This window comes from Streptomyces sp. NPDC002623 (assembly GCF_053592635.1).
In genome coordinates, this window is the sequence record NZ_JBSFWB010000003.1 from 16,295 (window position 1) to 30,534 (window position 14,240).

Annotated in this window: 12 protein-coding genes; 4 read left to right on the top strand and 8 right to left on the bottom strand. The window is 70.3% G+C overall.

Going from position 1 to position 14,240, the window contains the following annotated elements:
- Nucleotides 1-67 precede the first annotated feature (67 nt).
- On the bottom strand, nucleotides 68-541 hold the full coding sequence (gene aroQ, locus ACWD4O_RS05770) for a type II 3-dehydroquinate dehydratase (RefSeq protein WP_450951665.1): 474 nt from the start codon (nucleotides 539-541) through the stop codon (nucleotides 68-70).
- A 99-nt stretch (nucleotides 542-640) separates the two neighbouring features.
- Here aroQ and ACWD4O_RS05775 point away from each other — a divergent pair, with 99 nt between their 5' ends.
- Nucleotides 641-1,687 carry a S66 family peptidase gene (locus ACWD4O_RS05775; protein WP_451277797.1) on the top strand — a complete coding sequence of 349 codons (1,047 nt, stop codon included), beginning with the start codon at nucleotides 641-643 and terminating at the stop codon, nucleotides 1,685-1,687.
- Nucleotides 1,688-1,757: 70 nt separating this feature from the next.
- Nucleotides 1,758-3,119 (top strand): MFS transporter, encoded by a 1,362-nt coding sequence (locus tag ACWD4O_RS05780; protein ID WP_451277799.1) that lies wholly within the window; start codon nucleotides 1,758-1,760, stop codon nucleotides 3,117-3,119.
- Between the two features lie 86 nt (nucleotides 3,120-3,205).
- On the opposite strand, the gene ACWD4O_RS05785 is transcribed toward ACWD4O_RS05780, so the two are convergent.
- The 7 genes from ACWD4O_RS05785 to ACWD4O_RS05815 all read right to left on the bottom strand — a co-directional run bounded on the left by ACWD4O_RS05785 (nucleotide 3,206) and on the right by ACWD4O_RS05815 (nucleotide 12,431).
- Nucleotides 3,206-4,306 carry a calcium:proton antiporter gene (locus ACWD4O_RS05785; protein WP_450951667.1) on the bottom strand — a complete coding sequence of 367 codons (1,101 nt, stop codon included), beginning with the start codon at nucleotides 4,304-4,306 and terminating at the stop codon, nucleotides 3,206-3,208.
- A gap of 151 nt (nucleotides 4,307-4,457) precedes the next feature.
- A complete protein-coding gene (locus ACWD4O_RS05790; RefSeq protein ID WP_450951668.1) occupies nucleotides 4,458-4,772 on the bottom strand; it encodes a hypothetical protein in 315 nt (104 codons plus the stop codon).
- Between the two features lie 126 nt (nucleotides 4,773-4,898).
- Nucleotides 4,899-5,900, bottom strand: coding sequence for a TerC/Alx family metal homeostasis membrane protein (locus ACWD4O_RS05795; protein WP_451277802.1), 1,002 nt, complete (start codon nucleotides 5,898-5,900; stop codon nucleotides 4,899-4,901).
- 231 nt (nucleotides 5,901-6,131) lie between these two features.
- On the bottom strand, nucleotides 6,132-8,162 hold the full coding sequence (locus ACWD4O_RS05800) for a TerD family protein (RefSeq protein WP_451277804.1): 2,031 nt from the start codon (nucleotides 8,160-8,162) through the stop codon (nucleotides 6,132-6,134).
- Nucleotides 8,163-8,219: 57 nt separating this feature from the next.
- Nucleotides 8,220-8,798, bottom strand: coding sequence for a TerD family protein (locus ACWD4O_RS05805; RefSeq protein WP_358806774.1), 579 nt, complete (start codon nucleotides 8,796-8,798; stop codon nucleotides 8,220-8,222).
- Nucleotides 8,799-8,959: 161 nt separating this feature from the next.
- Nucleotides 8,960-11,122: an excinuclease ABC subunit UvrB gene (uvrB, locus tag ACWD4O_RS05810; RefSeq protein ID WP_451277806.1), complete on the bottom strand. Its 2,163-nt coding sequence runs from the start codon at nucleotides 11,120-11,122 to the stop codon at nucleotides 8,960-8,962.
- 442 nt (nucleotides 11,123-11,564) lie between these two features.
- The gene (locus tag ACWD4O_RS05815) at nucleotides 11,565-12,431 is read right to left on the bottom strand and encodes an MHYT domain-containing protein (protein WP_451277808.1); all 867 of its coding nucleotides are present in this window, start codon (nucleotides 12,429-12,431) and stop codon (nucleotides 11,565-11,567) included.
- A gap of 270 nt (nucleotides 12,432-12,701) precedes the next feature.
- Between ACWD4O_RS05815 and ACWD4O_RS05820 the strand changes: the two genes are divergently transcribed.
- Nucleotides 12,702-13,574, top strand: coding sequence for a glycerophosphodiester phosphodiesterase (locus tag ACWD4O_RS05820; protein ID WP_451277810.1), 873 nt, complete (start codon nucleotides 12,702-12,704; stop codon nucleotides 13,572-13,574).
- Nucleotides 13,575-13,634: 60 nt separating this feature from the next.
- Nucleotides 13,635-14,189 carry a methylated-DNA--[protein]-cysteine S-methyltransferase gene (locus tag ACWD4O_RS05825; RefSeq protein WP_451277812.1) on the top strand — a complete coding sequence of 185 codons (555 nt, stop codon included), beginning with the start codon at nucleotides 13,635-13,637 and terminating at the stop codon, nucleotides 14,187-14,189.
- Nucleotides 14,190-14,240: the final 51 nt, after the last annotated feature.

Below are 14,240 nucleotides of genomic sequence, written 5' to 3' on the forward strand. Positions count from 1 at the left end.
GCGAAAAGCCGCGGTCGGCCGCGGTAAGCCGCGTAAGGGTAAGGGGCGTGCGCCTGGAGGCCGGTCGTTACGCGTCGGTCTTCCCCGTGCCCGCGAGTGCGGCGACGCGCTCCACGCCGAACACATATCCCTGCACCCCGCAGCCGGCGATGACGCCGTCGGCGCGCAGCGAGACGTAGGAGTGGTGCCGGAAGGCCTCGCGCCGGTGGATGTTGGAGATGTGGACCTCCAGCACCGGCAGGCCGTCGCAGGTATTGAGGGCGTCCAGGATCGCGACCGAGGTGTGCGAGTAGGCCCCCGGGTTGATCACGATGCCGCAGTGGTTGAGCCGCGCCTCGTGGATCCAGTCGACCAGTTCGCCCTCGTGGTTGGACTGGCGGAAGTCCACCGTGCCGCCGTGCGCGGCCGCAGCCTTGACGCACAGCGCCTCGACGTCGGCGAGCGTGTCGGAACCGTAGATCTCCGGCTGACGCTGGCCCAGGAGGTTCAGGTTGGGGCCGTTCAGGATCATGATCGGGGCGTTGGCCAGGGTGCGGGGCACGGTTCCTCCGGTCCGTTCGGGAGCGATCCGTCGGGGACCGCCGCTCAGACCGGTTTATCACGATGAAACCGCAGCGCAGCAGGCCGTACCCTCCCCGACATGACGACGCCCACGTATCCTCCCAAGCCCTCGCCCGGCGACCGCATCGCCGTCATCTCGCCCTCCGCGGGCCTGCCGCAGCTCTTCCCGCGCCCCTTCGAGCTGGGCCTGGAGCGGCTGCGTGAGGAGTTCGGCCTGAAGCCGGTCGAATACCCCACGACGCGCAGGATGGGGACGACGCCGCAGGAGCGCGCCGACGACATCCACGCCGCGTTCGCGGACCCGGACGTCAGGGCGGTCGTCGCGTCGATCGGCGGCGAGGACCAGATCACCGTGCTGCCGTTGCTGGACCGGGAGTTGCTGCGGGCGAACCCGAAGCCGTTCTTCGGGACGAGCGACAACACCAACCTGCTGGCGTTCCTGTACAACGCCGGCGTCGTCGGTTACCACGGTGGGAGCGTGATGTGCGAGTTCGGGCGGCCCGGGGCCCTGCACCCGCGGACCGCCGACTCGCTGCGCGCCGCACTGTTCACTTCGGGCCCCTACGAGCTGCGGCCCGCCGAGCGCTGGAACGACGTCGACCGGGACTGGGCCGACCCGGCGACCTTCGCGTCGGAGCCGGAGAGCCGGCCGGGCGAGGGTTGGAGCTGGGTCAACGCCGATCGCGTGGTGGAGGGCCGCAGTTGGGGCGGCAATCTGGAGATCCTGTCGTGGCTGCTGATGGCCGACCGTGAGATCGCCCGCGACCCGTCGGTGTACGACGGCGGCGTGCTGTTCCTGGAGACCTCGGAGGAGCTGCCGAGCGCCACGGAGGTCTTCCGGATCCTGCGCAACATGGGCGAGCGCGGCCTGCTGCGGCGCTTCCCGGCGCTGCTGACGGCCCGCGCCAAGACATGGTCCTTCGAGCACCCCAACAGCCCTCAGGAGGGCGCCCGTTACGCCGCCGAGCAGCGCGAGGCGGTGCAGCGCGCGCTGAAGGCGTACGCCCCGGACACCCTGGCCGTCTTCGACGTGGACTTCGGGCACACCGATCCCCAGCTCGTCATCCCCTATGGCGGCACGGTCCGCGTCGACGGTCCCGCGCGGCGCATCACCGTCGTCTACTGAGGCTCCCGGAGGCGCGCCGCGCTCCCACGCGCCCCCGTAACCCGTGGTCACCGTGGGTAGTTGACGCGGCATGCACGACGTACACACCGTGAAGACGCCCTCCATGCCACGGCTCGCGGCCGCCTCGCTCGCCGGGACCGCCATCGAGTTCTACGACTTCTTCGTCTACGGGACGGCGGCCGCGCTGGTCCTGGGTCCGTTGTTCTTCCCGACGTTCTCGCCGCTCGCGGGGACGCTGGCCGCGTTCGCGACGTTCGGCGTGGGGTTCGTGGCGCGGCCGCTGGGGTCGGTGCTGTTCGGACATGTCGGGGACCGGCACGGGCGCCGGCCGGTGCTCGTCGTCTCCCTGCTGCTGACCGGCGCCGCTACGGTCGCGGTCGGCTGCGTGCCGACCTACGACACGATCGGTGTGGCCGCTCCCCTGCTGCTGCTCGTCCTGCGTTTTCTGCAGGGGCTGGGGCTCGGCGGGGAGTGGGGCGGCGCGGTGCTGCTGACCGCCGAGCACGCGCCCGCCGAGCGGCGCGCCCTGTGGTCGAGCTTCCCGCAGGTCGGGCCCGCGGTGGGCTTCGTGCTCGCCAACGGGGTCGTGCTGGTCCTGTCGGCGACGCTGACCGAGGCGCAGTTCACACAGTGGGGGTGGCGGGTGCCCTTCTGGGCGGCCGGGGCGCTGGCGGTGCTCGGGCTGTGGCTCAGGTCGTCGTTGCCCGAGAGCCCTCGGTTCCTGGAGATCGACGACCACGCGCGCGTGCCGCTCGTCGAGGTCGTGCGCGACCACTGGCGGCTCGTCCTGCTGACCGCCGGCGCGCTGTCCGTCGGGTACGCGATCTTCTATGCCGTGACGACCTGGTCCCTGGCGTACGCGACGGAGCGGCTCGGGGTGGCCCGTACGGTCATGCTGGCCTGCATCCTGGCCGCCGTGGTGGTGAAGGGGGCGCTGACGCCCGTGATGGCGCTGCTCGGCGACCGCTACGGCCGACGGCCGCTGTGCCTCGCCGGATGCGCGGCTGCCGCGCTGTGGATGTTCCCGATGGTCGCACTGCTCGCGACCGGCGAGCCGCTGCCGATATTCCTCGGCATCCTGGGGGCGCTGATCGCCTTCGTCACGATGTTCTCGGTGATCGCGGCGTATCTGCCGGAGCTGTACGCGCCGCGCGTGCGCTGCACCGGTGCGGCGGTCGGCTACAACCTCGGCGGCGTCCTCGGAGGCGCGCTCACGCCGATCGTGGCGACGGCCCTCGCGGAGCACTCGGGGCGGGTTCCGTGGGGCGTGGGCGCGTATCTGACGGGGGTCGCGCTGCTCAGCCTGGGCTGTTTCGCACTGCTGCCGGAGACCCGGCCGGTGCCGGAGCAGACGGCGGAGCCGGCGGCGGGGCCGGTGGCGGCGGCCGAGGCGGCCGGGACGGCCGGGGCGGCCTCCGGGGAGTGCGCGTAAACGCTTAGGTAAACGCTTGCGCAAACGTCTACGCAAACGCCTGCGTAAGCGTTTACGCAAGCGACTGCGCAAGCGTTTACGCGCCGCTACGGGTTGATCGCCAGTTCCAGGTACGCGGCGAACAGCACGAGATGGACGCCGCCCTGCAACGGCGTGGCCCGGCCCGGGACCACCGTCAGCGAGCTGACCACGATGGTCAGCGCGAGCAGCACCAGGTGGGTGGAGCCGAGGCCGAGGACGAGCGGCCCCGAGAGCCAGACGGAGGCCAGGGCGACCGCGGGGATCGTCAGACCGATGCTGGCCATCGCGGAGCCGAGCGCGAGGTTGAGGCTGGTCTGCACCCGGTCGCGGCGGGCGGAGCGCAGCGCGGCGATGGTCTCGGGGAGCAGCACCAGCAGCGCGATGATCACTCCGACGACCGCTTGGTGGAGACCGGCGGCCTCGACTGCGGACTCGATGGTGGGCGAGACGCCCTTGGCGAGGCCGACGACGCCGATCAGGGCCAGGCCGAGCAGCCCGAGGCTGATCAGGGCGGTCCGGGAGCTCGGGACGCCGGCGTGGTCGTCCACGCTGATGACGTCGCCCTGCCGGGTGACGGGCAGGAAGTAGTCGCGGTGCCGGACGGTCTGCGTCGCCACGAACAGGCCGTACAGGATCAGCGAGGACAGTGCGGCGAAGGTGAGCTGGACGCTGGAGAACTCCGGGCCCGGTTTGCTGGTGGTGAACGTCGGCAGGACCAGGCTGAGCGTGGCCAGGGTCGCGACGGTCGCCAGGGCGGCGCCGGTGCCCTCCGGGTTGAAGATCGCCGTGCCGTGGCGCAGGGAGGCGACCAGGAGGCACAGGCCGACGATGCCGTTGCAGGTGATCATCACGGCCGCGAAGACCGTGTCCCTGGCCAGCGTCGAGCTCTTGTCGCCGCCGTCCGCCATCAGCGTGACGATCAGGGCGACCTCGATGATCGTCACGGCGACCGCGAGGACGAGGGAGCCGAAGGGTTCACCGACCCGGTGGGCGACGACCTCCGCGTGGTGCACGGCCGCCAGTACGGCTCCGGCGAGGACCAGGGTGACCAGTGCGACGACCGCGCCGGCCAGGTCGCGTCCCCAGGTCAGCGCCAGCAGGACGACCGCGAGCGCCGGCACGAGGGACGTCCACCGGGTCGTGACCGGCCTGAGCCGAGCGATCATGCAGCGATCGTCGCAGAGCCGTACGGGCTTCGCATTCCGGCCCGTACGGCCCCTGCGGCTTCTACAACCCCTGCGGCGACCGACGTTGCTTGAACTCGGCCGACCCGAACTTGACTGTCACCTGAACTCGGCCGTCACCTGAACTCGGTCGTCACCTGAATTCGGTGGTGTCCTCGACGTCGCAGTCGGTGAAGGACGGGGGCCTGGTGCACAGTGCGGCCATCCGCTCCGCGAACTTGCCCGTCTCCGGGTCTTCGCTGTTGCGCATGGCCTCGTCGTAGGAGTCGAACTCGATCACCACGAGGTAGCGGTCGGGACGGTTCCTGTCCTTGAGGACGAGGCGGCGGGTCGGGCCGTCGGCCCGTTCGGTGAGGCGTTGCTCCCCTTCCTCGGCCAGGGCTCGCATCTCGTCGATGCTGTCGGTCTCGAACTCGACGATCTGCACGAACCGCTGCGATGTACTCATGGTGCCTCCACCCGTATCCGGCGTCTTCGCACGAAAACGCCCAGCTCCCAACGAAGCACCGGGAGCGGTGCTCGGCAATGCGCCGCGCACCGCTCCCGGGGGTGGTTGTTCCTACGTCGTCCGTGGTCAGGCTTCGATGCTGTCCTTCGGAGCGCCTTCGCCCGCCGTCTGCGCCGCCTCGGCCGCCGCCTGCTTCTTCGAGGCTCGCAGGCTGGTGAGCGTGGTGATGATCAGGACGGAGCAGATGACGCCGAGCGAGACCGGGATGCTGATCTCGGGCACGTGCACCCCAGACTCGTGCAGGGCGTGCAGCACCAGCTTCACGCCGATGAAGCCCAGGATGACCGAGAGGCCGTAACTGAGGTGGACCAGCTTCCTCAGCAGGCCGCCGATGAGGAAGTACAGCTGCCTGAGGCCCATCAGGGCGAAGGCGTTGGCCGTGAAGACGATGTACGGGTCCTGCGTCAGGCCGAAGATCGCCGGGATGGAGTCTAGGGCGAAGAGCACGTCGGTGGAGCCGATCGCGAGCATGACGACCAGCATCGGGGTCATGACCCGCTTGCCGTTCTGCTGGATCCACAGCTTCGTGCCGTGGTAGCGGTCGGCGACGCCGAAGCGCTTCTCCACGGACTTGAGCAGCTTGTTCTCCTCGAACTCCTCTTCCTCCTCGCCGGAGCGGGCCTCCTGGATGAGCTTCCAGGCGGTCCAGATCAGGAAGGCGCCGAAGAGGTAGAACACCCATGCGAAGCTGGCGAGGATCGCGGCGCCTGCGGCGATGAAGATCGCCCGCAGGACCAGGGCTATGAGGACGCCGACGAGCAGGACCCGCTGCTGGTACTGCGACGGGACCGCGAACTTCGCCATGATCAGGACGAAGACGAAGAGGTTGTCGACGCTGAGCGACTTCTCGGTGATGAAGCCCGCGAAGAACTCGCCGGCGGGCTCACCGCCGCCGAAGATCAGCAGACCGAGTCCGAAGAGCCCGGCCAGGGCGATCCAGACGACCGTCCAGATCCCGGCTTCCTTGATGGACACGTCGTGCGGCTTGCGGCCGATGAAGAAATCGACCGCGATGAGGGCGGCAAGGCCCGCGATGGTCAGGACCCATAGGGCCAGGGAAACATCCACTGCGCCTCCGGCAGTACGTAACGGCAGGTAATCAGCGTCGTCGCGCTGCCGGAGGTCTCTTCCACCCGATCCATCAGGAACGGGCCGACGCCCCGGGATCGACTCTGATCCGTATTGACGGGTACGCCGCAGCAGGGAGTACTCCCCTCCGTGAGGAAAACAGTACCCCAACCACCAAGAAAAGGTAAAGCGATTGGCAAAAGAAAGACCAAGTTCCCTGGTCAGGGTCCTTTACGTGTTCTTGGGGCGAGCCATCGCCAGCTGGGCGAGGACCTGCTGGAGCACCCGGCTGCCGGGCGGCACCAGGGCCGGTTCGTACGTCCACGCGTGTCCCACCCACGGGTCCGCGAGGTGATCGTCCGGTACCGGCGTCAGCCGTAGCAACCCGCGCCACAGCGGGTCCAGCAACGGACCGTAACCGTCGGCGTCCTCCCGGTCGGCCACCATCATCAGGTGCACGCCGACCGCCGGGCCCTCGTCCGCCAGATAACGCAGCTGGGTCACGGCACGGTCGTCGAAGCCGTGCGGGAAGTCGTTGACGACCAGGAGCTGCTGGGACGTGTCGAACCCGGGAGGGAGCGAGTCGGCCGCGCCGCCGCGCACCGCCATCTGCACGAGGTCGACGCGCTCGGTGAGCCGGCCGAGGACCGTGGCGACGCCTGCCGCGCCGACCGCGGGCGGACCCGCGAGCACCCCGCTCTGCACCAGCGGTGCGAGTTCCCGGGCGCCCGAACCGGCCGGATCGATGACATGCACGGTGAACTCGCCGGCCGGATGCACGGCCAGCAGCCGGGCCGTGTGCGCCACCGCCGACTCCATGGCGAGGCGGCGCAGTTCGTGGGAGTCGGCGAACGATCCGTCGGACGACGACATGCGCCCGCTGTCGATCCACAGGCCGCGCTCCAGCGGGAGCCGGACCAGCATCGGGACGCGCAGCGGCTCGCTCTCGGGCAGGTGAAGATCACCCAGGCGCAGGGCCATGGGCATCTCCATGGGGACGCGGTAGGCGTGCCAGACGGGGCTGTCCCAGCGCGCGAACGCCGCGGGCAGTGCCGGTTCGACGACCTCGGCCTCGGCGGCGAGCTGGGCGAGATCCCGGTCCAGCGCCTCCCGGGCCTGGTCGACGAGCTGGCCGTACTTCGCCTGCGCGGCCTCGCGGGCGGCGTCGCCCTGGCCGCCGATCCTGCTGCGCGGGTCGGACAGGACCTGGTCGAGCTCCTTCTCCATCCGCGTGTCCGCGAAGTCGACCGCGCTGCGGAAAGCGGCGGCGGCACGCGCCAGGTCCTCGAACATGCCCCAGGCCTGGTTGTAGAGCCGCTCCTCCATGGACCAGCCGGTCGCGTCGCCCGCCACGGGCCGGGCGGGCTGCCCGGGCTGTGCCGGGGGCGCGGTGGGCGGCGGGGGCGGAGCCGCGTTCCGCCGACGGGGGTGGCTGTAGTCGATCGGAGCGCCCGTGGAGGGGGCCGGCGTCGGCTGGGTGGCGGCCGGGTCCGCCGGGCCGCCCGGCGCGGAGCCCGGCGGATAGCCCGCCCCCGAGGGTCCCTGCGGGTTCTGGGCGGCCCCGTACGGACCGGTGCCGCTCTGGGCGCCTTGAGCGCCCTGTGCCCCGTACGGCGAGCCGCTCTGGTCCGGGCCGAGCGCGGACGCGGCCGCCTGCCGGGAGCGGTCGGCGTCGGCCGTACGCGGTGGCGGGGCCGGCACCGAGCGGGCCAGGCCCTGGGCCACGGCATCGTTGATGCCGGCCGCGAGCTGGTGCGCCTGCGACAGGCCCTGGTCGGCGAGGAGTTCGGCGAGACCGCCCGCGTAGCCCTGACCGACGGCGCGCACCTTCCAGGCGCCCTGGCGCCGGTACAGCTCCAGCGCGACGACCGCCGACTCCGCCTCCAGGCCGGTGATGGTGTAGGTGGCGATCTCGGTGCCGTCGAGGCCGGTGACCGCGACGAACGGGGAGGCGAGGGAGCCGAAACTGGCCGGCCCCCCGACCCCCGTGGGCAGCGCGAGCAGGATGTTGACCCGGTGCACGGCCGCCGGCATGGCGTCCAGATCCACCGCGAGCCGGTGGTCGGCGGCCGCCTGCCGGGAGACCTCCAGCCCGGGCAGTGCGGGCACGCCCGGGTGCACCACCCACTCGACGCCGTGGATCTTGCCGGTCTCGTCGCCGAGTGTGGCCACCGCCGCGACGGGCTTGCCGGCCGAGACCCGGATCTCGAGCCGGACCTGGGAGAGCGGGTGGTTCTGCCCCCGCGCCAGCTCGGCCGTCATCGCCTGTCGTCCCCCTGCGTCGCGTGTGTCGGTGTCGTCGTGTGCCGCTCGTGCGCCTTAAAGCGCCGGCAGGATCGCGGGCATCAGGTCCTGGAAGGTGCGGCCGTTGGCCGGGGTGCCGAGGGCCGTCATGTTCCAGCCGCCGCCCACCCGGTGCACCTTCGCCATGATCTGGGCCGTGTAGGCGCCGCCGCCCGCGAGCGTGTAGCGCGCGAGCTCCTGGCCGTTGGTCTCGTCGACCAGACGGCAGAAGGCGTTCTGCACCTCCTGGAACGTCTGACCGGTGAAGGAGTTCACGGTGAAGATGATCTGGTCGATGTGGACCGGAACGCGCGAGAGGTCGACGAGGATCGCCTCGTCGTCGCCGCCCTGGCCGACACCGCCGACGAGGTTGTCACCGGTGTGACGGACCGAGCCGTCGTCGCTCACCAGGTGACGGAAGAAGACGACGTCGACCGGCTGCTTGTCCGCGAACAGAACGGCGGAGGCGTCGAGGTCGATCTCCCGGGTCCGCGAGCCGAACAGGCCGCGCCGCGGGGCCGCCTGCCAGCCGAGACCCATGCGCACCGCAGTCAGGCTGCCCCCGTCGTTCTTCTGCAGACTGATGGCCTGACCCTTGGTCATGTTGACGGTCACGCGCTGATTCCCCTCTCGAACTGTCCCCTGTTGCCGCGGCGCCCGCGGTTGACGGAAACCCTACGCAAAAGCACTGACAGTGCCGTACCCAGGCCCGCACTTTGTGTCGGTCTTGCAACACAGCGAGTGCGTGGCCGGGGCACAGCAACCGCACGAGCCCGTCAGGCCAGACCCGCCTCTCTCATCTGGCGCAGTTCCTTCTTCATTTCGGAGACCTCGTCGCGGATCCGGGCGGCGACCTCGAACTGGAGGTCCGCGGCGGCGGCCCGCATGCGCTCGGTCATCTCCTCGATCTGCTCGGCGAGTTCGGCCGCGGGGCGGTCCGTCGGCACCGTCGCCTTGCCCTTGGCCGCCTTGGACTTGGCGCCCTTGGCCGCCTTGGACTTGGCGCCCTTGGCCGCCTTGTCGCCGAGGGAGGGCACCGGGGCCTTGGTGCCCCGTCCGTCCTTCTTCGCGCGGTAGCCGGAGCCGAGCAGCTGCTCCGTGTCGACCTCCTCGCGGGAGATCTGCGCGACGATGTCGTTGATCTTCTTGCGGAGCGGCTGCGGGTCGATGCCGTTCGCCGTGTTGTAGGCGACCTGCCGCTCCCGGCGGCGGTTGGTCTCCTCGATGGCCCGCTCCATGCCCGGGGTGATCTTGTCGGCGTACATGTGGACCTGGCCGGAGACGTTGCGCGCCGCGCGGCCGATGGTCTGGATCAGCGAGGTGCCGGAGCGCAGGAAGCCCTCCTTGTCGGCGTCGAGGATCGCCACCAGGGACACCTCGGGCAGGTCGAGGCCCTCCCGGAGCAGGTTGATGCCGACCAGCACGTCGAACTCGCCGGCCCGCAGCTCGCGCAGCAGCTCGATACGGCGCAGCGTGTCGACGTCACTGTGCAGGTAGCGCACCTGGATGCCGAGTTCGAGGAAGTAGTCCGTGAGGTCCTCGGCCATCTTCTTGGTGAGCGTGGTGACCAGGACCCGCTCGTCCTTCTCGACGCGCTCCCGGATCTCGTGCACCAGGTCGTCGATCTGGCCCTCGGTGGGCTTGACGACGACCTCCGGGTCGATGAGGCCGGTGGGGCGGATGATCTGCTCGACGACGCCGTCCCCGCGGGAGAGCTCGTACTTGCCGGGGGTCGCCGACAGATAGACGGTCTGCCCGATGCGCTCCTGGAACTCCTCCCACTTCAGAGGGCGGTTGTCGAGGGCGGAGGGGAGCCGGAAGCCGTGGTCGACGAGGGTGCGCTTGCGGGACGCGTCTCCCTCGTACATGGCGCCGATCTGCGGGACGGTGACATGGGACTCGTCGATGACGAGCAGGAAGTCGTCCGGGAAGTAGTCCAGCAGGGTGTTCGGCGGGGAGCCGGGCAGGCGGCCGTCGAAGTGCATCGAGTAGTTCTCCACGCCGGAGCAGGAGCCGATCTGGCGGAGCATCTCGAGGTCGTAGGTGGTGCGCATCCGCAGGCGCTGGGCCTCCAGGAGCTTGCCCTGCTTCTCCAGTTCGGCGAGGCGCTCACCGAGCTCCTTCTCGATGTCGTTGGCGGCCCGTTCGAGGCGCTGGGGTCCCGCGACGTAGTGGGTGGCCGGGAAGACATACAGGTGTTCGTCGTCGCTGATGATCTCGCCGGTGAGCGGGTGCAGGGTGGACAGGGCCTCGATCTCGTCGCCGAACATCTCGATGCGGACGGCGAGTTCCTCGTAGACCGGGAAGATCTCGATGGTGTCGCCGCGCACCCGGAAGGTGCCGCGGGTGAACGCCAGGTCGTTGCGTGTGTACTGGATGTCTACGAAGCGGCGCAGCAGTTGGTCCCGGTCGAGTTCGTCACCGACCTTGAGGGGGACCATCCGGTCCACGTACTCCTGCGGGGTGCCGAGGCCGTAGATGCAGGAGACGGAGGCGACCACCACGACGTCCCGCCGGGTGAGCAGCGAGTTGGTCGCGGAGTGGCGCAGGCGCTCGACCTCCTCGTTGATCGAGGAGTCCTTCTCGATGTAGGTGTCCGACTGCGGGACGTACGCCTCGGGCTGGTAGTAGTCGTAGTACGAGACGAAGTATTCGACCGCGTTGTTCGGCAGCAGTTCGCGGAACTCGTTCGCCAGCTGGGCGGCCAGGGTCTTGTTCGGGGCCATCACCAGGGTGGGGCGCTGGAGCTTCTCGATCATCCACGCGGTGGTCGCGGACTTTCCGGTGCCGGTCGCGCCGAGCAGGACGACGTCCTTCTCACCTGCCTCGACGCGCTTGGCCAGCTCGGCGATGGCCGCCGGCTGGTCACCGCTGGGCTGGTAGGAGCTGACGACCTCGAAGGGCGCCACCGTGCGTTCGATCTGGGAAACGGGCCGCATGACATCCACCGTACGGCCCCCCACTGACAACGGGCTCCGATCAGGCCTTCCAGTGCCCCGCCCCAAAGCTTCGCGGGGCCCGGCCCGAGGTTCAGCGGGGCAGGCCGGGCGGTTCCGCAGGACCCGGCCCCGGCGGCTCCGCAGAGTCCGGCCCGGGGTTCCGCAGGCCCCCGCCCGGCGGCTTGGCGGGTGCCGATCAGGGGGTCCGGGGACCGGCCCACTGCGTTGGAGGGGCCGGTCCAGCCGCTTCACGGCGTCCGGACCCGCAGGTCCGCGACGTCCGATCCGACGGCCTCGCGGGTGTCGAACTGGGGTCCACGGCGTCCGGCCCGGGACTTCCAGGCCTGCCCGGCGGTCCCCCGGCGGTGGCGTGGCTGCCTGTCAGGGGGGCCGGGGGACGGCCCCGCGGCTCCTCGTAAGCAGGCTCGCGGAGCTGGCGGGGTCAGCGGTTCTGGGGGGTTCGGGAGTCGCGGTGTGTCACCTTGCGGCGGTTGTGGAGCTGGGAGCGGCGTGACGGGTGCGCGGCCGGCGGGTGCGCCGGGACGCCGGGCTTGTGCTCGGCGGGGGTCCAGTCGGGCTTGCCCATGACCATCAGCGGGTCGAACACCACGACGAAGCCCGCGAGGCAGAGGAAGGCGAGGGGGCCGATCAGCATCGGCGCGAGGAGCGCGGCGGGCGAGTCGCCCGCGGTCGGGACCTTGGCCGTGTGCAGATGGACCCTGAGGGCGGCCATGCCGGTGTAGTGCATGCCGGTGACGGCCAGCCCCATGACCAGGCTGGCGCCGACGCTCCACAGGAAGCCCCTGACCTGCCCCGCGGACCACAGGGCGGCGGTGGCTGCGGCCATGGCTATGGCGACGGAGGCGGCGACGGTGAGCGTGTTGTATTCGAGCTTGCCGTCGAATCGCATTCCGGCCATGCCGAGATAGTGCATCGACGCGATGCCCAGGCCGGTGATGGTGCCTCCGGTGAAGAGCGCGGATCCGGTCGCGCCCTTGTAGCCGACGATGAAGATCCCGATGCCCACCATCAGGATGGCGACACCCAGGCTCGCGAAGGTCAGGGGTTTGTCGTAGTGGATCGGCGCGCCTTCGACCGTGAAGCCGATCATCGCCACGAAGTGCATGGTCCAGATGCCGGAGCCGATGGCCGCCGAGCCGAGGGCGAGCCACCCGGGGCGCCAGGTCTGGGCGACGAGCAGGGCTCTGGTGGTGCAGCGCAGACCAAGAGCACCGCCGAGGCAGGCCATGAGGTAGGCCACCAGCGGTGTGACGAGTCCGTAGCTGAAACCGTCGACCGTGCCTTGCATGCGCGGTTGCCCTTCGCCCTGTTGCTCGATTTTCCTGAAACGCCCCTCCCAGGACCGCTGAGCGCGGTCAAGGCTGAGAGAGAGTATGACTCCCACCGGAATGGTCGAACGATTTTCCGGCAAAGAAACACGCCCTTACCCCACATGTGCGGCACCGGTGAGCGGCGTCGGGCGTCTCCCTCCATTCTGTGGCCATCCTGCACTTCGCCGTCGTCGACCCTCTGCTGTCACAGTTGAGCTGTACGTGATCGCCCGACGCGAGGAGTACGCATGCACGCACGCGTAGCTGTCGCCATGGCCACCGCCGTCCTCGGCACCGTCGCCCTCCTGCTCCCCGTCCCCGACGCGCGGGCGGGCATCGCCCTGCGGCCCTCGGTGATCGCCCACCGGGGCGCTTCCGCCCTGGCTCCCGAGAACACACTGGAGGCCGTCGACGAGGCCGCCGCGCTGGGCATCCGGTGGGTGGAGAACGACGTCCAGCGCACCAAGGACGGCGAGCTCGTGGTGATCCACGACGACAGTCTCCGCCGGACGACCGACGCCGAGGAGGTGTTTCCCGGCCGCGCTCCCTGGAAGGTGAGGGACTTCACTGCGGCCGAGATCGCACGGCTCGACGCGGGCAGCTGGTTCGGTGCCGCGTACGCGGGCGCGCGCGTGCCGACGCTGCAGGAGTACGTCGACCGGGTCGGGCGCAACCACCAGAAGCTGCTCCTGGAGATCAAGAACCCCGAGCTGTATCCGGGGATCGAGCAGCAGACCCTGAAGCTTCTGAGCAACGAGGGCTGGCTCGACGGGCGGCACCTCGCCGACCGGCTGATCGTGCAGAGCTTCAGCGCCGACTGTCTGCGGATCGTGCACGAGTCGAAGCCGGGGGTGCGGACCGGTCTGCTCGGTGTGCCGGCCGTCGCGGACCTGCACCGGTACACGGACTTCGCCGACATGATCAATCCGTCGTACACCTCCTTGTCCGAGGAGTACGTATCGGCCGTGCACGCGCTGACCGGACCGCACGGCGCGCCGATGGAGGTCTTCGTCTGGACCGTCGACGACGCCGTGACCGCACGGACCGTCGCCGGGTACGGCGTCGACGGCATCATCACCGACAAGCCCGAGGTGGTGCGGCGAGCCCTGTACTGGTACTGACGTCCGAGGGCGTGGCGGCGGCCCCGGGGCGTTGTCAGTGGCAGGTCGTACGGTGGGCGCATGGACAGCCATGGGCAGTACGAGCAGCAGGTCGTGTGGACCGTCGTCGGCACCGACATCGGTCCGCTGCTGCTGGCGGCGACCCACGAGGGTCTGCTCAACGTCGTGTTCCACGCCGACGACACCGTGCGTGACCAGACGCTCGGCCGGCTCGCGAGCCGACTGGGCACGGAGCCCGTCGAAGCGCCCGACTCCCCTCTGCTGGCCGAGGCGATACAGCAGGTCAAGGCCTACTTCGCGGGTGAGCGACGCGACTTCGAGCTACCGCTGGACTGGTCCCTGATCTCGGGATTCAACCGGCAGGTGCTGCGCGAGCTCGCGTCCGGAGTCCCGTACGGGGCGGTCGTCGGCTACGGCGATCTGGCCAGGCGGGTGGGGCAGCCGGGGGCGGCGCAGGCGGTGGGCGTGGCCATGGGCTCCAACCCCCTGCCGGTCGTCGTGCCCTGCCACCGGGTGGTCGAGAGCGACGGCGGCCTCGGCGGGTTCGGCGGCGGTCTGGAGACCAAGCGCAAGCTGCTGGCGCTCGAAGGGGTTCTGCCCGAACCGCTGTTCTGATTTCCGGACGACGGTCCTGATCCGCCTCCGCAGGGGGTCTGGGCGGCGCGG